We start from the raw sequence: 19,521 nt of genomic DNA on the forward strand, positions 1-19,521 counted from the left end.
AATACCAAACATGCGCTGCCCTTTGGGTTCTTTCTAGGGACGATTAACTCTTTGTTGCTCGGTTTTTACTTAGCCCACTAGGTTACAAACCTCGCGCCGCGATTTAATCGCCCCTAGATTGAACAGATTTCAATCCACAAAGATCAACACGCCCTAGGCAAAAAAAATGGCAAGCTATATAGCTTGCCAACAATAGGGGATATTCAGTGTTTCCAATACTTGCTGTCTCACGGCAAGTACACACAATATAACCATAATATATTTAAGTTACTTTACGGTTAGGTGACTCTTTTATTACTACTTTAAAAACGTATATAACTAACTGTAAACCCCCTTTACATAGTCTCTTGGTTTACCCAAATTATTTCATCGGTAGCAAAGCCCAACTCTTTAGCTTTAGTTAAAAAGTGTTCTTTAAGCTCTTTGCTAACCGTTGGTGTACGCGACAAAAACCACAAGTAATCTTTGTTGTAACTGGTTATAAATGCATATTGATAATCGGGTTGGTCAAGTTCAAAAATCACGTAAGCGCCATAAAATGGACCAAAAAACGAGACTTTAAAATGCCCTGTGTCGGTGCCCTTAACAAACTTGGCTAAGCCTTCGGCGTCATCCCATTTTTTATCATCCGTTAAATACCCTTTGTTAAGGACCTTTACTGTGCCGTCGTCGTTAATTGAATAAGTCGCGGTAACTTGCTCCATCCCTTCTTCGAATGAGTGATTAAGACGCGCTATTTCAAACCATTTGCCTTTATATTTTTGTATATCAAAGTTTTTAACGGGTGTTATTCCCTCAGGAGGGCTGGTGCAGGCACTAAGAAAAAATAACCCTGTAATAAGTAAACCGTATTTAATAGCCTTCATGTAAGCTCCTTTTTTAATTACATAAATCGTACGTATTATCTAAATATAGATGGATATAAAGTTTGCTAGCCGATTAAAAAAATTTGCTATAGGATCGTATTAATTCTAAAGCAATAAAAATGACCATAGCATGAAAATTTGGGTAGATGCAGACGCGTGTCCTGTTGTTATAAAAGAAATACTTTTTAGAGCTGCAGAGCGTATGAAAATCGAGACTATTTTAGTAGCGAATCACGCAATGCGTATTCCGCCGTCAAAATACATAAGCCGCGTTCAAGTATCGTCGGGATTTGATGTAGCCGACGACGAAATAGTAAAACGTGTTGAAAAAGGCGATTTAGTTATTACAGGCGATATTCCGCTAGCAAGTGAAGTAATTGATAACGGCGGGCAAGCACTCAACCCACGTGGCGAGCTTTATACCACCGAGAATATCCGCTCAATACTTAACGTGCGCGACTTTATGGATACCATGCGCTCAAGCGGCGTAGAAATGAGTGGTGGGCCGCCGCCACTTAGCCAAACCGATCGCCAAAACTTTGCAAATAACCTCGACCGTATTTTAGCGCAAAACAAGGCTAACTAACTTGAATACCCAATTAGTTGGCTTAGGTGATACGCAATTTAGCGTGGCGGTATACGTAGCAAAAGCGCCGCCCATGCCGTTTTTTGAAACACTTAAATGCCTAGAACCGGTTATAAATGAGCAAATAAATACCATAAACCAGTACTGTGGTAATGGTTGGCGCAAAGTGTTTAACGTTTACGCCAAAGTGCTATTTTCCCTGCCAAGTGAGCATTATTCATTTGCTAAACAAGCCCCTACTTGGCAACAATATCGCGATGAGTATTTACTGCAAAAAAATAGTAAAACCGCCCTGCTATTTAGCGCGCCTGACACTACTATTACTTGCGCAGATAAAGCTACTAGCAATCAAAATCAGCTACACATAATTGCTGGGCGTACGCACGCTAAAAACTTATTACAACAAGGTAAGTTGCATGCACAATTTGATTGGCTCGATGACGAGTTTGCAATAGACACCAGTAACAACATTATTGTGTGCCCATATTTTGATTACAGGCAATTAAGTAATATAAAAATTGCGAGGTTAAGCGAGCTAGTCGCGCAGCTAAAAAAATAACACATTGTAAGGAACGACCATGGCCGGAATTTTAGAGTTAAACGAATTATTAAAATCAATGCAGCCAGCGCTTAAGCAAGGCGAGTATATTTTTTGTTGCTTAGCAGGCTCACTTGCCGATTATGCTCATTTAGAGCCACTTGCTACTTATGTTGAAGAAGAAGGGCTAACCCTTATTTTAAAAGCTGAAACTGCTGACAAAGCAGGTATTACTTACGAGGGTAAATATAATTTAATTACCCTTAACGTACATTCAAGCTTAGAGGCCGTTGGGCTAACAGCTGCGGTATCTGCAAAGCTAACTGAGCATGGCATTAGCGCTAATGTGGTAGCTGCGTTTTATCACGACCATATTTTTGTACAAACAGACAAAGCACAAGCCGCGATGAAAGCGCTTTGTGAGATTGGTTAGGATTGCTGGCACAACAACGATTTGAGTGATGTGGATATTAGATCGTCGGGTGGCGCTTCGCTTAACCGACCTACAACAATACAAAAGCTGATATTGCTATAGAGCAACATCAGCTTTTTTGTACACATTTGGACTATTTTCGCAGTATTGTTTATCTACTGGCTCAAGCTTAATTTTTTTACCGGCATTTACTACTACGCATTGAGTGTTTTGATCGAGTTTTTGTTTTTGAATTACGGTAAATTCACCTTCGCTGGCAGCGTATAGATTATACTGATATGCATCGTTGCCGCCTTCAAACAATGCGGTAAATAACCCTCCAACTAACCCGCCGATTATTGCCCCACCTATCATTTCTTCTGTATTGCCATCTAAGCTATCTACAAACCCAAAACCAGCTCCTGCGGCTATGCCTGTACCCACTTCTGATGAGAGTGTGACACGTTGCATAGATTCTACCGAGGCGTAATAGCGTTTAATTATTTGATTTTGATCGTTACGGTCAACACCTTGTGATGCGCAACCCGAGAGGAGTAAAACAGCAATTAACGATTTTTTCATGTTGATTCTCTATTTGCTTATGTTGATATAGAAATAGTAAATCTTAAAACATAAAAAATATGTATGTGCTTTGTATGCAGCTGTGAGAAGTTGTAAATGTATGTATAAAATAAAACACCGAGTAAGCTTACTCGGTGTTTATGTGGCTATATTACTTAAATTTAAAACTATTTTATTACATATCCGCTAAAGCCTAGTGCTTTAAAATACAGCTTCGGAATGCCAAATTTGCACTCGTTTAGTAGTTCGCTAAAGCGCATTCTATCAAGCGGGTAAAACTCATTTTCTAAGTCGTGCCCTGTTTGTGTTTTACCTGTTTCGGTTAAACCCAATTGCGCGCAAGTTGTAAGCTGGGCTTCGCGCTCAAAAGAAGTTTCGGGGCGCATTAAATCTGCAATATAAAGGTTGGCGTCTTTTTTAAGGCTTCCTTTAATCGCTTTTAATAACTCTTTTTTATCGCCGTTATCTTCTAAAAAATGCATTACTAGTAAACATAAAACGGCATCGGCTTTAACCGATAACTTATCAACGGGGCCATTATGTACATCTACGCGGCTTGTTATGCCTTGCTCATCAAATTGCTGCTGTGCGATAGCAAGCATATCGGCTGATGTATCTTGCGCAGTAAATTGCCACGTAGGGTTTAGTCCAGCCAGTGCAAGTACTTCTTTGCCTGTGCCTGCCCCTACTACCAAAATATGTGCATTGTCGCTCAGCGTTGCTTGTAGTTGCGCATTAGTGAGCTGATGTAATAATTCATAACCAGGCACTAAACGGGTTATGCGGCTATCGTATTGTGTTGCTTGCTCGCCTGTAAACGTTGGCATTGTATCTCCTTGTTTTCAGTAATGTTGCTTATAAAACTTCAACTGTGGAATATCCACCTGGCTTTTTGGCTACATGCACTTGAGTGGCTACACGCTCGCTCATTTGTGTTACGTGCGATATAACGCCTACTTTTCTGCCTTGTGCTTGCAAAGAATCCAAAGCGTCCATTGCAATGCTTAGGGTTTCGCTATCTAACGTACCAAACCCTTCGTCAATAAACAAAGAATTGATTTGTACTTTGTTAGACGAAAGCGATGCTAAACCAAGTGCAAGCGCTAGCGATATTAAAAATGACTCACCGCCCGAGAGCGTATTAACAGAGCGTTGCTCGTCGGCCATGTCGCGGTCGATAATTGCAATGTCGAGCGTTTGCGCTATGGCGGTTAATTCGTAGCGTTTGTTGAGTGTTTTTAAATGGCTGTTGGCATAGTGCAGTAATATTTTTAACGTTTGTGTTTGTGCTAAGTTACGCATGGTTTTACCCGTTGCATCGCCCAATACTTTATTAAGCAAGTGCCACTGCTCTACCTGTGCTTTAAGCGTAGTTAACTCAGCTTGTTTGCCTTCAAGCGCCTTTGCGTTTTGGTTGTGTTGCTCAATAGCGGTATTAGTTGCTAGTAATGAATTTTGCAGCTGCGTTTGTTGCTCATTTAAGCTGCTTAATTGCGTACTTAAAGCCTCTGCACTTTGTGTTGGCTTATCGCTACTGTTGTGTTTTTCAAGCGTAAGTTGCTGCTGTTTTAATGCGGCATTTGCATCTGTTAACGCTTGAGTTAACTGCTCGTGTTGATTTAAATGCGCTTTAATAGTCTCGCTACTTAGCGTTAGTAAAATTTTGATCTGTTCGTGCGTTACGTCGCTGTATTGCGCTTTAAAGTCAGCAAACCACTGGTTATAACGTGCCTCAAGTGTTGCTAGTTCTTGGCTGTTTTCAAGTAAGCGTTGCTCCACATTTTTAAGCGTTATAGCGTGCTCATCTCGTTGTTTTATCGCGTCGTCATAGGCTTTTTGGCTCGCTTGAACCTGCGATTGTTTTTGCTCTTGCTCACTTGTGAGTTTTGCTTGGTAGTCGTCTGCGCTTATTTGCTCATTATTAAATAAAGCTGAGCGCTCACTTTGTACAGCGTCTAATAGCTCTTTAGCTTTTACAAACTCTTCATTAAGTGCTTTTAACGATTGCTCGCTTTTACTAACAAGCGGGGTAAGCTGCTTTATTTGCTCACTAGCTGTGTCTTGGCGCTTTTGGCTTTGCTCAAGTTGCATTTGAGTTTGCTGATACTGCGTAACCTGCTCGCTCAGATCGCTAAGTTCAAGCGTATTGGCTTGTAGTTGCAGCCAAAAATCACTGTTTTCAAATTGATTATTGAGTGTTGTACCCAGCTCGTTAATTTGTGCACTAAGCTCGCTATGCTTACTCGTTAACTGGTTTTGCTGGTGTGTAAGCTCAAGGTGTTTATTACTCAGTTGCTGCTGTACTTGCTGCTCTGCTTTAAGTGCTGCTTGTAGCTCGTTTACTTTGGTTTGCAGTGTGCGTTGGCGTTTTTGTTGCTCAAAGTATTGCGCTTTTTGCTGCGTTAATTGCTTATAAGTTACTTCAAGCTGATCAGGCGTTAAGTCGTTAAGCTCACTACGTGCACCTTGCATGGTATTTTTCATGTCGAGCTGTTTGGCTTTTGCTGTTTGTATTATTTGCTCAAGTTGTCCGTGTTCAGCAGTTAATACAGCATGTTGAGTTTGATGTTTATGCAGCTCGCTTTGTGCATGGTCAAATTGCTTTTTAGCGGTATTAAAAGCATTTTCAAAATCAGTAATTAAGTTATTTAATTGCTGATTTTGATTTACCGCATACGGATGCTCCGTTGCGCCGCACACTAAACAAGGCTCATTAGGGCGAAGCTCAGTGCGTAAATGCTCTACGTTTTCGCTGGCTCTTAAGCGCGCTTGGTTAAGTGCGTACTCGCTGCCTTTAAGTGCTTGCTCGCTGGTTATTAAATGCTGATTAAGTAAAGCATGGGCTTGCTGGCTTTCATTTAGCTGCTGATTGAGCACTTGCTGGCGTTGAGTGCTTTGTTTTAGCTCTGCGTTAAATTGCTTATAGCGCTCTCGCTGCTCCTTTAAGTAATCAATACTTTTTAGCTGCGCGTCGCAGTGCTCTGCATTAAATTCATTAAGCTGAGTATTTAAAACCTGCAAAGCTGACTGCTCGCTCGTAAGTAACGCCTCGCACTCCTGCACTTTATTACTTTGTGTATTTAAATGCTTGCTCTGACCTGCAAGCTCGGTATTAAGAGTTTGGCTTTGTGCAAGGTTTGCAGTTAATTGCTGCTGTGCATTTAAGTAGGTATTAAAGCTTTGCTGATAGTAGCTCCAGTCTTTTGCTAAAACGTGCAGCTGTGCATGCTCACTAAGCCATTGCTGGCTTTTAGTTGAGTCGGTATTAGCGAGTTCTAGCTCGTTATTGCTTTGTTTAAGCTGCTGATTGAGCTCATCAAGTTGAGTTTGCTCTTTGATTATTTGCGACTCTGCGCCTTTTACAGCTTGAGTTTGCAAAGCAATGCTGCTGTCGAGCTCTCTCGCTTTTGCTATAACGGGCGCTGCATTTTGTTTTTGCTCATTGGCGTTATTAAGTAGCTCAGTATGCTTAGCAAGCGCGGTGTTACGCTCGTTAATTACCGCTAAATGATCAACACTTTTAAGCGATGTTATTTGCTGATCTAACGCCGTATTTTGATCGGTTAATTGAGTAAAACGGCTGCGGTTATCTTTTATTTCAAGCGTTTGTTTAGCTTGTTTTGCTTGCTCGCTTTGAACAACGATACTTTCAAGCGCTGAGCTTGCTTGTTGCTGGGTTTGCTGTGCCTGCAGTAAATTTTGCTCAAGCACTGTAGCTTGCTGATACCAGTTAAGTGCTTTTTCGGTTTTGGTCAGCTCTTTTTTAGTGTGTTCGGTTTGCGCTTTTAAATCGGTTAACTTGGTTTGTTGTAACTCGAGTTCTTCTGGTGTTAATAAGGTATAGCTTTCAAGGCCTGCTTTAAGCGCTTCAAGCTTTGCCACTTGCTCTTTATGGCGCTCAAAAATACGCACGCCAATACGGCTAAATTTATCAGTGCCTGTTAAACACTCTAAAAGCTGCGCTCGCTCATCGCCAGTGGCTTTTAAAAATGCAGCAAACTCATGTTGCGCTAAAAGTACGGCACGGGAGAACTGCTCAAAGTTAAGCCCTATTTTGCTCTCAACTTCTTTTATTGTGTGGCTTTTGTCAGCTATAAGGGTTTCGTCTGGCAGGGTTAATAAAGTGTGCTCTGCTACTTTAAGTTTGCCTGTTACTTTTTTATGGGTGCGTGCAATTGTATAGCGCGCACGATAAAGCTGTTTATCTTGCCCTAAAAAGTCGACCTCGGCGTAGCCTTCCCACGTACCTCTGCGTAGTAAGTTTCGCGCATCATTTAGCTTAATGCTGTCGCCGTTAAATTCAATTAAGTTACCTTTATCGCCGCGTAGCCTCGCTGTTTTAGTATAAAGCGCTAAACAAATCGCATCTAAAAAGGTACTTTTACCAGCGCCGGTATCGCCTGTTATTGCAAATAAGCCTGCATCTTTTAATGGGGCTTGAGTAAAGTCTATTTCAGCATCAACTATTGAGGCTAAATTATGAATACGAACTGCGGTTATTTTCATAGTTGTTCTTGCTCCGTAAGCTCGTTTATCACATCACTTAAAAGTGCTTTTAGCTCATCGGGTACGCTTTGCCCTGCCATATCTTTATCGTTTGCAAATGCTTGTTCTAATAAGTTAAGCGGGTTGAGCATTTCAACTTCGCTTAAATCTTCAAATACGGTGTTGTCGTCATTTTGAGTCGATTGCTCACGTACACGTTCAATACCACAAAATTTAATATGCTTGCCTTCAAGTGCTTGTTCTATTTGTTCTCTGAAGGTAGTGTCGGTATCGCTTGATTTAAGCTTTACACGTAAATAAGGCGCTATTGTATTTTGTGCAGTGTCGAGCGCTTTAATTTGCTCGCATAGTTCGCTTAATGGCACACACTCCCCTTTTGGTAAAACAATTACATCGGCAGAGCGCGGAATGTAAAGGGGGTTTACAGTTGTACTAATATGTTGTTTTTCATCAGTAATAAACTCAACAACATTTACTTGGTGCGTGTAGTTACGTTCTGAAAACGACATAGGTATAGGTGTGCCGCTGTAGCGAATAATATCGCTTTTAGCGACTTGTTGCGCTTTGTGTAAGTGCCCAAGGGCAACATAGTTGGCTTGTTTACCAAATACATTGGCTGAAATAGACTCCTCACCACCTATTACTAAGTTACGCTCAGAATCACTTGAGATATCCCCGCCTTTTGCGTGTAAATGCCCCATAACTATTAATGGTGAGTTTTGCTCGTTTATATTAGTAGCTTGCTCTAATGCAAGTTCATAAGCTTTTGCAACGCCTTGAGCATAACTAGGGCCGCTTTCGGTTTGGCTAAGTAAACTTACATCGCTTACACGTAAAAATGGCATAGCGACGATTACAGCGCGTTTACCATTGGTATTTATGGTAATAACAGTTTCATCGGGTGTCGCGACATCAAAGCGCCCTACTACGTGCGTATCAAATTGCGCTAGTAATGGCTGAGCTGCCAAAATACGATTTGCAGAGTCGTGGTTACCCGCAATAATTACTACGTGTAATTGTGGGGATGCCTTTTTGGCGTCTTTAATAAATTGGTAAAGCTGATTTTCGGCGCTAGCGCTTGGAGTCGCGGTATGATAAATATCGCCAGCAACTAAAAGTAAGTCTATTTGTTGTTCAACAAGAGTGGCTAATAACCATGTAAAAAAGGCTTGATGCTCAACACGGCGGTCGTGTTCGTAGAATTGTTGGCCAAGGTGCCAATCTGAGGTGTGGAGGACTTTCATGTCGCGCTCTTAATTAAACCGTAAGAGCGCCAATATACCCAAGGCAGTTAAAGATGCAAGCCCAAGCCGTGTATTACCTTAGGTTAAACTGTACCAAGCTGAAAAAACAACCGGTAATGCTAAAAGTGCCATTAATAATGGAATTTTTAACGTTTTAGTTTGTTTTGCGTGTAGCGCCTTTAATGCATTAGTTTCGTTGCACGCTGCTACTTTATCGATATAAAAATAACCCGAATCGAGATACTGCTTACAGTTATTCTCACTTGCTGGAATCGCAATTAGTTCTTGTTGTTTTTTTAGGATGTAAAAATCCATAAGCCCACCGCATTTCTTGCTAGTAATCGATATTAATTTGAGGATAAATGTGACGAATTTATTTGCCTCAAATAAAAAGGTTGGCGATTTTAAATATAAACTGCACTAAAGATCAACCTAAAATTGCACTATTTATCATTTATCGTAAAAATAGCGAACATTAAGGAAGTTCGGCAATATTTGAGCCAATAATTCAGCTGTTTTCACTGTATTTTTGTTCAGTAGAGTGGGCTTTTAGCTCATTTTACTTGTTGGAAATTTGAGACACTTATACATAGGATTATTGGTTTACCTGATAATGTTAAAGCAATACTTTTTTAGCAAAGTAGGTAAAATTAATGTGCTTTTTTCAAGCTCTAAAACTTGTATTTAACAGCTCAAAACCATTATTAAAACCCACTTTTGTAAAGCCCCTTTACAGTTTTTATTTATTCGTATTTTGTTACAAAATAATTGTACTTTTCAATCTAATAAACTAAGTGAACGTCACCCTAAAAATACGGTACTTGGTCGCTAATTTATTGAAGCTAACTGGTATATTTGTCAAAGTATGCTCACAAAATTATATTAGGACTAACAATGAAAAAAATAGGTCTTACGCTAAGTGCTTTTGTATTGCCTTTGGCAATATCTAGTGCGGTTATGGCGTCTTCGGTTGAGCAAACAAAAGGTTCTTTTGTTGATAAATTTCGTCAATTAGACGAAGCGCTTCCTACACCCAACGTTTATCGTAGTGCCGCTGGCGAACCAGGTGAAAGATACTGGCAGCAACGTGTAAACTACGATATTGATGTAAAGCTAGATGAAAAAAAGCACCGTATTACCGGTAGCCAAAGCATTGAATATAAAAATAACTCTCCGCATACACTTAAATATTTATGGTTACAGTTAGATCAAAATATTTTTAAAAGCGATTCAATTGCCGAAACAACTAAAACGTTTAAAAGCACTTTAGAAAGCCTACCAGCTCAAAAGCCTGCTAAATTAAGTTTAGGTGACTTACGCCGTCAGCAATTTATGAGCGACAACGAACTGGGTTATACAATCAGTGGCGTAAAGGATGACGATGGTAAAGAGCTACGCGTAACTGTAGTTGATACTTTAATGCGTATTGATTTAAACGAGCCATTAAAACCAGGTAAAGAAGTAGAATTTAGCATGAACTTTGCCTTCAACATTGTTGAAGAAGATGCTGTAGGTGCACGTTCTGGTTACGAGCACTTTGAAGAAGATGGCAACGACATATTCTTAATTGCTCAGTGGTTCCCTCGCTTAGCGGCTTATACCGATTACGAAGCATGGACAAACAAGCCATTTTTAGGCTCTGGTGAGTTTACGCTTGAGTTTGGTGATTACGATGTTGAGATTACTGTTCCGGCAGATCACATTGTATCGGCAACAGGTAAGCTTGATAACGCGAGCAAAGTACTTACAAGTACTCAGCGCAAACGTTTAAAGCAAGCTGAAACATCTAAGCGTCCTGTGTTTATTGTTAACGCAGAAGAAGCGCTAGAAAACGAAAAAGAAGGCACCGACAAAACTAAAACGTGGCACTTTAAAGCACAGAATGTTCGTGACTTTGCTTGGGCGTCGTCTCGTAAGTTTATGTGGGATGCAAAAGGTTATCAACAAGGTGGTGACGTTCAGCCTTTAGTTATGGCAATGTCGTTCTTCCCTAAAGAAGGTGGTGACTTATGGAAAAAGTACTCAACTGAAGCGGTAGTACACACAATGGAAGTGTACTCTAAGTATTCTTTTGATTACCCGTACCCAACTGCACAGTCGGTTAACGGCCCAGTTGGTGGTATGGAATACCCAATGATCACCTTTAACGGTCCGCGTACTAAGTTACAAGATGACGGTACTCGTACGTATTCTCAGGCTGAAAAGCGCTTTTTACTTGGCGTAGTTATTCATGAAGTGGGTCATATTTACTTTCCGATGATTGTGAACTCAGATGAGCGCCAATGGACGTGGATGGATGAAGGCTTAAACAGCTTTTTAGATGGTGTTGCTGGTCGTGAATGGGATCCTACTATTCCTTGGGGTGTTGAGCCTCGCGATATAGTGAGCTACATGAAGTCAGAAGTCCAAGTACCAATTATGACTCAGTCAGACAGCGTATTACGTTTAGGCCCTAATGCTTATACTAAACCTGCCGCAGCCCTTAATATTTTACGTGAAGTAATTTTAGGCCGTGACTTATTCGACTTTGCATTTAAAGAGTATGCTCAGCGCTGGAAATACAAGCGCCCTACTCCAGCTGATTTTTTCCGTACAATGGAAGAAGCCTCTGGTGTTGATTTAGATTGGTTTTGGCGTGGCTGGTTTTACACCACAGACCATGTTGATATCTCTTTAGATAAAGTGTATCAACTACGTTTAGACACTAAAAACCCTGATATTGATTACAGCCGTTTACGTGATATTGAAGCAGACAAGCCTACGTCATTATTTGTTGAGCGTAACCGCGCCGAAGGTAAAAAAACATGGGTTGAGCAAAACCCTGATGTTACCGATTTTTATGACGAAAACGACCGCTTTACTGTAACCAATAAAGAACGTAACTCGTACAATAAGTTTTTAAAAGGCTTAGAGCCGTGGGAGCGTAAAACGCTTGAACGTGCTTTAGAAGAAGATAAAAACTACTACGTTATGGAATTTTCAAACCTTGGTGGTTTGGTAATGCCTATATTACTTGAGCTAACATATGAAGATGGCACGACTGAAGAGCGTTATATTCCTGCTGAAATTTGGCGTCGTAATTATAAAAATGTTCAAAAGCTAATTGTTACCGATAAAAACAAACCGCTTGTATCAGTTACTGTAGATCCTAATTGGGAAACTGCGGATGTAGATATTGAAAATAATAACTACCCTCGTCGTATTATTCCTTCACGTATTGAAGTGTTTAAAAAGGAAAAGAGTAAAGCTAAAGTAAGTCGCGATATCATGCAAGATATTAAAACTGAGCTTAAAACTGATGAGAAGAAAGACGAAAAGGATGACGGTGAGGAGCAGCAATAATGCGCTTTTTGCTTATTATTGTTTGCCTTTTAGTTGCTGCGCCAAGTATGGCGCATCAACTAAAGTCGTCAGTTACAACCGTACTTTTTAATAAACGAACGCATAATGTTGAGTTAATGCACCGCTTTTATTTACATGATACCGAACATGCCGTAGGAACATTATTTGAAGGCAAAATCGATATTATTAGCAATAAAGCCGATCAGCAACGTTTTGCTAAATATGTTGAATCGCATGTTGCTCTACAAACATTAAGTGGTGAACCTTTACCACTTAACTTTGTGGGAGCACAAGTTGATGGTAAGTTTTTTTGGGTTTACCAAGAAGCACCAATTCCTGAAAACATTGAAGGAATTAAAATGAGCAATGGCGCGCTTCGTGATTTATGGCCATCTCAGGTAAATATGGTAAACGTTGAGGGCAAAGGTAAGATTAAAACTTTAAACTTTGCACAAGATGATACTTGGCTCGAAGCCCGCTTTGAGCAAAATTAACAGTTAAAACTTCCCCAACCAACGCGCACTGCAGTTAATGTGCGCGTTTTCTTCATACGTTTAAACTGCGTTCATTTTTGATCTGGTATATGTAAATTTACGTAAAAATTGGTAGTTCAATTTGTATATTTACCATTTTTTGCGCATGCTACAACTACCAATTATATTTACTGTATTATCAATAGATTGATAGCAGTGCAAATAAATAATTTAAATATAGTTAGTTTCATTTATCCCTTTAGCTATAACTGGCTTGGGCATAAGCAGTAGAGAATTTTATGTTTAAATTTTATTTAGTAATAACTAAATTCAGGGAATGATATGACTACTCAGGTTGAGGCTATTTTTGGAGTGATTTTTGATTTAGATGGAACATTGGTTTCATCAGAATTAGATTTTGCATTAATAAAGGCCCAAATAGGTTGCCCTTGCGAGCAAGACTTGCTTGATTACATTGCTCAGTTGCCCTCACCGTATATGCGTGAAGAGGCAATGAATATAGTTCACCAACACGAATTAATAGATGCACAACATGCCAGTATATTACCTGGTGTGAGTGAAGCTATTCATGCTTTAAAGTCTAAAAATATTCCGATGGCGATTGTTACTCGCAATTTTGATAAAGCAGCGGCAATGAAATTACAAAAGAATCCACTCCCTATCAGCACAGTTTTAACGCGAAGCGATGCCCCAGCAAAGCCAGATCCCAGCGCTTTAAATGCCATTGCTACACTTTGGAACATTAATGCCAGAAATTTACTTTATGTAGGCGATTACCTTTACGACATTCAAGCTGCGCACAATGCAAATATGCGCGCGTGTTTATACGCTCCAGAGTCAACGCCTGCTTATGCCGATCAGGCAGATTACGTTTTACATGACTTTGTTGAATTAGTGACATTAGTTGAGAGTTATTCTGAAAAAATAGAGTTATGTTAAATAGCATGCCATTTGATTTATTCTGAAATGAGTATGTAGTTATAAAAGTTTTTATTAATCAAGTTTTGCCCATTGCGGAGCTAGCCCAATACGTTTTGAATTGGTAAAATACCGCAAAACGTAACGTATTCATTAGGGGCACAAAATGGGCAGAGCATTTGTAGTTCGTCAAAGTTCTATGATCAAAACAGCCAATGCAAAAACAAAAGTAAACTCAAAGTACGGCAAAGAGATTTACGTTGCAGCAAAAAGTGGTGATCCCGATCCCGAAGTAAACCAAACACTTCGCCGTCTAATCGAAAAAGCTAAAAAAGACCAAGTACCCGCACACGTTATCGAAAAAGCAATTGAAAAAGCAGCCGGTGGCGCAGGAGAAGATTACTCTGTTGCCCGTTATGAAGGCTATGGCCCTGGTAACTGCATGGTTATTGTTGACTGTTTAACTGACAATCCGAACCGTACTATCAAAGATGTACGTTTACCATTTACTAAAACAGACTCAAAAATTGGTACTCCTGGCTGTGTAGCGCATATGTTTGATCATTATGCGGTACTTGGCTTTGCAGGCGATGACGATGAAGTCGTATTAGAAGCATTAATGATGGCTGATGTTGATGTAAGCGATGTTGAAGCCGAGGATGGTAAAATATCAGTATTTGCACCGCCAACAGAATACTTTAAAGCTAAAACTGCCCTTGAAGACGCATTTGAAGGCATTAACTTTGAAGTAGACGAAATTACGTTTATTCCTCAAGTTAATATTGAAATTGAAGACGAAGAAGTTATTGCTAACTTTGATAAGTTTATAAATATGCTTGAAGATTGTGACGATGTACAAAATATTTATCACAATGCCATTGTAAAAAATTAAACGCAAACGGTTAAAAGCTTTAAAAAGCGTGTTTTGTGTATGCAAAACACGCTTTTTTACGTTTAAATAAATGTTAGATATTCATGTGTATTATGCTTATTTGAATATATATTTTTAAAATGCCTTAAAAGTGCTGTTATTCTAATTTTAGGCGATAAAAAACCAGCTTTAAAGCTGGTTTAGTACTTAATTTTAACTTTGATTAAGCAGTTAAAGCGTATTCGATTTTTGTGCTTTATATTTTATACGGTAGCTATGTAGTAGTGGTTCAGTGTACCCACTAGGTTGCGTTACGCCCTCTAAAACTAATGCCGTAGCGGCTTGATAGGCAATGCTGTTATTAAGGGTTTCTTCGCTTGTTGCCATAGGTGTATACGCAGTGTCATGCTCGTTTTGTCCATCAACCACTTTGGCCATTTTAGCCATGGTTGATTTTATTTGCGCCTGTGAGCACACGCCATTTAGCAGCCAATTAGCCATATGCTGGCTTGAAATACGCAGTGTGGCTCTGTCTTCCATTAAACCTATATGGTTAATGTCAGGTACTTTTGAGCAGCCTACGCCTTGATCAATCCAACGTACAACGTAACCTAAAATACCTTGTGCGTTATTTTCTAGCTCACTTTGAATATCTTCTTTTGAAAGCGTTTTAGGGTCTGCCATTAGCGGCGGTGTAAGCAGGTCATTAAGACTCGCAATAGTGCGTTTAGCTATACTTTGCTGCTCGGTAAATACGTTTATATCGTGATAATGCATTGCATGCAGGGTAGCGGCTGTAGGGGAGGGCACCCATGCTGTATTAGCGCCTGATTTAGGGTGCGCTTGTTTTTGCTCCATCATTAATGCCATTTTATCTGGCATTGGCCACATGCCTTTACCTATTTGTGCTTTATGACTTAAGCCACAAGCAAGGCCAATATCGACGTTGCGATCCTCATAAGCTTGTATCCATGGTTGCTGCTTAATCTGTGCTTTTGGAAGTACAACGCCCGCTTGCATAGAGGTATGAATTTCATCGCCTGTTCTATCTAAAAATCCAGTATTAATAAATACAACACGCTCTTTAGCTGCATAAATACACGCTTTTAGGTTTACAGAAGTGCGGCGTTCTTCATCCATAATACCCATTTTAAGCGTGTTTTTAGGTAAGCTTAGCGCTTCTTCTACTAAACTAAATAAAGTGTTAGTAAACGCTACCTCTTCAGGGCCATGCATTTTTGGTTTTACTATATTAATACTTTGCGCGCTTGAGTTTTTGATACCTGTTTTTTTATTTAGGTCGTGCAGGGCAGCAGTGGCTGTAAACATCGCATCCATAATGCCTTCAAACACCGGTTGATTAAACACATCGGTAATAGCAGGGTTCGTCATTAAATGGCCAACGTTTCTTACAAACATCATGCTACGGCCTTTTAAAGTAACGGTGCCGCCATCAAGTGCGGTGTATGTTTTATCACTTTGCAGGGTACGCTCAACAGTTTTATCGCCTTTTTTAAACGATTCAACTAAGTTACCTTGCATCAACCCAAGCCAATTTTTATAAACTTGTACTTTATCTTCTGCATCTACCGCAGCTACTGAATCTTCACAATCCATAATGGTGGTAAGAGCGGCCTCTAGCACTACATCTTTTAAACCAGCCTTATCAGCTTGGCCAATAATGTGGTGGTGATCGATATGTAGCTCTATGTGTAAGTCATTGTTTTTTAATAACACTACAGTTGGGTTTTGTGCTTCTCCTTGATAGCCAATAAGCTGAGATGGGTTAGCTAATGTGGTTTGAGAGCTGTCACGCAAGGTAATTAAAAGTGCGCCATCTACTACTGAGTAATTCGTGCTTTCTATATGCGAGCCATTGGTCAGCGGCAATGCTTTATCTAAAAACTGGCGAGCGTAGGCCATTACCTTAAAACCACGAACAGGGTTGTAGGTATTGCCTTTTTCAGCCCCGTCATCTTCGCTTAACACATCAGTACCATATAAAGCGTCGTATAACGAGCCCCAGCGTGCGTTAGCGGCATTAAGTGCAAAGCGTGCATTACTTACAGGCACAACTAACTGAGGGCCTGCTGTAAGGGCCACTTCGGGCTCTACATTTTGGGTTTCAATTTCGAAGTTGGCAGGCTCTTTTACTAAGTAACCAATATCTTGCAAAAAGGCTTGATATTTAGCGCTATCCCAGGTTTTATTAGCAAGATGGTAGTCGTCTATTTGCTGTTGAAGCAGCTCTCGCTTTTCAAGCAGTGCCTTATTAATAGGGGTAAGTGTTTGAACGATATGTGCAAAACTTTGCCAAAATTGTGACTCACTTAAGTGAGTGCCTGGTAGCAATTGATTTTTAACGAAATCAGCGAGTTGTGTATCTACGCTGAGTCCTGAATGTGTGAGAGTGTGGGACATAGTTGCCTTCCTTTAAACGGTCGCGATGTTGTTGTGTGCTTGTGCGTAAGGCAACAATAACTCAAAAAGGCAATGTTGAGTGCTTTTTAGCTATTCACAAAATGTATAGCCACAATAACAACTATAAATTTACTAAATCTAGAAAAGGAGCCTAATGTTGAATTAAGCGCTACGGAACACAGTCCTAGCCACTCTCACAACATTAAAATAATTTACACACTCGTTCGAAGGATTTTATTATGACAACATATCAACGCGAAACAGACACACTCTCTACTCTTTGCCAAACACAAGGCAGCGCATGGAAAGCTATTAACCCTGAATACGCAAGCCGTATGCGTTTACAAAACCGATTTCGTACAGGGATTGAAATTGCGCAATACACAGCAGACGTAATGCGTGAAGATATGGCTGCATATGACGCCGACACAAGCCAGTACACCCAATCTTTAGGCTGTTGGCATGGCTTTACAGCCCAGCAAATGATGATGGCTATTAAGCGCCATCAAAAAACAACTAAACGCAGCTATGTATACTTAAGTGGCTGGATGGTTGCAGCGCTCCGCTCTGCATTTGGTCCGCTGCCAGATCAAAGCATGCATGAAAAAACATCGGTACCTGCGCTAATTGAAGAAATTTACACGTTTTTAAAGCAAGCTGATGCACGTGAACTAGACCACTTGTTTAACGACCTAGATGAAGCAAAAGCGAACGGCGGCGATGTTCAAGCTGTTATTGATAAAATAGACAACTTTGAAACCCATGTTGTGCCAATTATTGCTGATATTGACGCAGGTTTTGGTAACGAGGAAGCAACTTACTTACTGGCTAAAAAAATGATTGAAGCCGGTGCGTGTGCCATTCAAATAGAAAATCAAGTATCTGACGCCAAACAATGTGGTCACCAAGCGGGTAAAGTGACCGTTCCACACGAAGATTTTTTAGCAAAAATTAACGCAGTACGTTACGCCTTTTTAGAGCTAGGTATTGATAACGGTATTATTGTTGCACGTACAGATTCATTGGGTGCCAGCCTTACGCAAAAGGTACCTGTGTCGCAAACACCAGGAGACTTAGCAAGCCAATACAATGCATTTTTAGAAACCACGCCCATTAACGGTGTTGATGACTTAAATGAAGGCGACACGGCAATGAAAATTAATGGCCAGTTATGTAAACCAACTCGCCTAGATAACGGTTTATACCAGTTCCGCGAAGGCACTGAAAAAGACCGCGTAGTATTAGACTGTATTACTAGCTTGCAGTCGGGCGCTGATTTACTGTGGATTGAAACAGAAAAACCACATGTTAAACAAATTGCAGAACTGGTGAATCGTGTAAAAGAACACGTGCCAAATGCAAAACTGGTATACAACAACTCGCCTTCGTTTAACTGGACGCTTAAATTTCGTGAGCAAGTATATCAAGAGTGGGAAGAAGCAGGCCGTGACCTTAGTGCTTACCCAAGCCTTGGCGATAATAAAGGCCTTATGGCACCAGAGATGGATGCAACAGAGCTTGCACAAGCAGCCGATTTACTAGTGCAAAACTTCCAGCGCGATGGCGCACGTGAAGCAGGTATTTTCCATCACTTAATTACTCTGCCTACGTACCATACAGCTGCGCTAAGCACTGATATTTTATCAGAAGGTTACTTTGGCGATATGGGTATGCTGGCTTACGTGCGTGATGTACAACGCCAAGAAATTCGCCGTGAGCAAGCTTCTGTTAAACACCAAGACCTAGCAGGGTCTAACATGGGCGATACGCACAAAGAATACTTCTCTGGTGATAACGCGCTAAAAGCCGGTGGTGAAGATAACACCATGAACCAGTTTTAATTCCTAACTAGATAGTGTTACTCAAGGGCCAATAGGCCCTTTTTTATTGTTTTAAATAAAGTTAGAACATTTAAGCATAATTACAGATCAGACTTTAACTAGGGCGTGTTGATCTTTGTGGATTGAAATTTGTTCAAACTAGGGGCGATTAAATCGCGGCGCGAGGTTTGTAACCTAGTGGGCTAAGTAAAAACCGAGCAACAAAGAGTTTATCGTCCCTAGAAAGAACCCAAAGGGCAGCGCATGTTTGGTATTTATGCTACGTTATCGCCTATTCATGGGGAATAACCACACTACATAAGCTCCGCCTTGCCTAAAAACCAAACATACTGCTGCAAATTAACCCACCAAAGTTCAACACGCCCTTGCCAAATCATGTTGGATCACTATTTAACTACCTGAGTGAATTTACAGATCAGAGTTTAACTAACCTTTCATAAAACGGCATATTTGGGGTGATTTTGCTGTAAAAAGCGTTTACAACAACTTTAAAAGGCTGATAAGTGACTGATTTTTGCTTAAATAGGCAAACGAAGATAATTTATAAACCGATTTTTTACTAACTTCTCGTTGCTATAAAACAAAATTTTACTAACTGAGAGGTTATAAACAGTGACTCAAACCGATTTTTTACCAACTCAAGTTACAAAAAATGCTATAAACCGAAATTTTACTAACTGAAGTTTTAGCTAAGTCCGATATTTAACTGTCACAGAAGTGTAAAGGGGGTTTACAGTTTGAATACTACGGCGATAAATACAAAAGCCACTTATTTAAAGCTGTCTCTTGATCACAAGTCTGACTCAAGAGATTTTGCTAAATCGTAGCCTTCCAGGATGGCTTGTAACTTAAGCCATCCTTGCCATAACACTTTCACAGATGCACGCCCTGTGCGCTTGG

At 40.2% G+C, this 19,521-nt stretch carries 15 protein-coding genes; 8 read left to right on the top strand and 7 right to left on the bottom strand.

Going from position 1 to position 19,521, the window contains the following annotated elements:
* Positions 1-335 precede the first annotated feature (335 nt).
* A complete protein-coding gene (locus H5090_RS19915; protein ID WP_182696560.1) occupies positions 336-866 on the bottom strand; it encodes a lipocalin family protein in 531 nt (176 codons plus the stop codon).
* A gap of 130 nt (positions 867-996) precedes the next feature.
* Between H5090_RS19915 and H5090_RS19920 the strand changes: the two genes are divergently transcribed.
* From H5090_RS19920 to H5090_RS19930, 3 genes are read left to right on the top strand one after another with little or no spacing between them, the layout of a single operon-like run.
* The gene (locus H5090_RS19920) at positions 997-1,452 is read left to right on the top strand and encodes a YaiI/YqxD family protein (RefSeq protein WP_002959175.1); all 456 of its coding nucleotides are present in this window, start codon (positions 997-999) and stop codon (positions 1,450-1,452) included.
* 1 nt (position 1,453) lies between these two features.
* Entirely contained in the window at positions 1,454-2,011 is a 558-nt protein-coding gene (locus tag H5090_RS19925; protein ID WP_182696561.1) for a DUF6942 family protein, read from the top strand.
* Positions 2,012-2,030: 19 nt separating this feature from the next.
* A complete protein-coding gene (locus H5090_RS19930; RefSeq protein WP_182692389.1) occupies positions 2,031-2,423 on the top strand; it encodes an ACT domain-containing protein in 393 nt (130 codons plus the stop codon).
* Between the two features lie 96 nt (positions 2,424-2,519).
* On the opposite strand, the gene H5090_RS19935 is transcribed toward H5090_RS19930, so the two are convergent.
* From H5090_RS19935 to H5090_RS19955, 5 genes are all read right to left on the bottom strand, one after another.
* Positions 2,520-2,984, bottom strand: a complete 465-nt coding sequence (locus H5090_RS19935) for a hypothetical protein (RefSeq protein ID WP_182692390.1) — start codon at positions 2,982-2,984, stop codon at positions 2,520-2,522.
* Between the two features lie 167 nt (positions 2,985-3,151).
* Positions 3,152-3,811 (bottom strand): class I SAM-dependent methyltransferase, encoded by a 660-nt coding sequence (locus H5090_RS19940; RefSeq protein WP_182696562.1) that lies wholly within the window; start codon positions 3,809-3,811, stop codon positions 3,152-3,154.
* Between the two features lie 28 nt (positions 3,812-3,839).
* Positions 3,840-7,490 carry an AAA family ATPase gene (locus H5090_RS19945; protein WP_182696563.1) on the bottom strand — a complete coding sequence of 1,217 codons (3,651 nt, stop codon included), beginning with the start codon at positions 7,488-7,490 and terminating at the stop codon, positions 3,840-3,842.
* Positions 7,487-8,734, bottom strand: coding sequence for an exonuclease SbcCD subunit D C-terminal domain-containing protein (locus H5090_RS19950; protein ID WP_182696564.1), 1,248 nt, complete (start codon positions 8,732-8,734; stop codon positions 7,487-7,489). Before H5090_RS19950 ends, H5090_RS19945 begins: the two co-directional genes overlap by 4 nt.
* A 78-nt stretch (positions 8,735-8,812) precedes the next feature.
* Entirely contained in the window at positions 8,813-9,049 is a 237-nt protein-coding gene (locus H5090_RS19955) for a hypothetical protein (protein WP_002959190.1), read from the bottom strand.
* A gap of 579 nt (positions 9,050-9,628) precedes the next feature.
* On the opposite strand from H5090_RS19955, the gene H5090_RS19960 reads away from it, so the two are divergent.
* The 4 genes from H5090_RS19960 to H5090_RS19975 all read left to right on the top strand — a co-directional run bounded on the left by H5090_RS19960 (position 9,629) and on the right by H5090_RS19975 (position 14,380).
* Entirely contained in the window at positions 9,629-12,076 is a 2,448-nt protein-coding gene (locus H5090_RS19960) for a M1 family metallopeptidase (protein ID WP_182696565.1), read from the top strand.
* Positions 12,076-12,570: a DUF6702 family protein gene (locus H5090_RS19965; RefSeq protein WP_165723789.1), complete on the top strand. Its 495-nt coding sequence runs from the start codon at positions 12,076-12,078 to the stop codon at positions 12,568-12,570. Before H5090_RS19960 ends, H5090_RS19965 begins: the two co-directional genes overlap by 1 nt.
* 321 nt (positions 12,571-12,891) lie before the next feature.
* A complete protein-coding gene (locus H5090_RS19970) occupies positions 12,892-13,509 on the top strand; it encodes an HAD family hydrolase (RefSeq protein WP_182696566.1) in 618 nt (205 codons plus the stop codon).
* A 145-nt stretch (positions 13,510-13,654) separates the two neighbouring features.
* Positions 13,655-14,380 carry a YebC/PmpR family DNA-binding transcriptional regulator gene (locus H5090_RS19975; protein WP_002959197.1) on the top strand — a complete coding sequence of 242 codons (726 nt, stop codon included), beginning with the start codon at positions 13,655-13,657 and terminating at the stop codon, positions 14,378-14,380.
* 210 nt (positions 14,381-14,590) lie between these two features.
* On the opposite strand, the gene H5090_RS19980 is transcribed toward H5090_RS19975, so the two are convergent.
* Positions 14,591-16,780: a malate synthase G gene (locus tag H5090_RS19980; RefSeq protein ID WP_182696567.1), complete on the bottom strand. Its 2,190-nt coding sequence runs from the start codon at positions 16,778-16,780 to the stop codon at positions 14,591-14,593.
* A gap of 239 nt (positions 16,781-17,019) precedes the next feature.
* Between H5090_RS19980 and H5090_RS19985 the strand changes: the two genes are divergently transcribed.
* Entirely contained in the window at positions 17,020-18,621 is a 1,602-nt protein-coding gene (locus H5090_RS19985; RefSeq protein ID WP_002959200.1) for an isocitrate lyase, read from the top strand.
* Positions 18,622-19,521: the final 900 nt, after the last annotated feature.

Source organism: Pseudoalteromonas sp. SR43-5 (assembly GCF_014163835.1).
Lineage (GTDB): Bacteria > Pseudomonadota > Gammaproteobacteria > Enterobacterales > Alteromonadaceae > Pseudoalteromonas > Pseudoalteromonas distincta.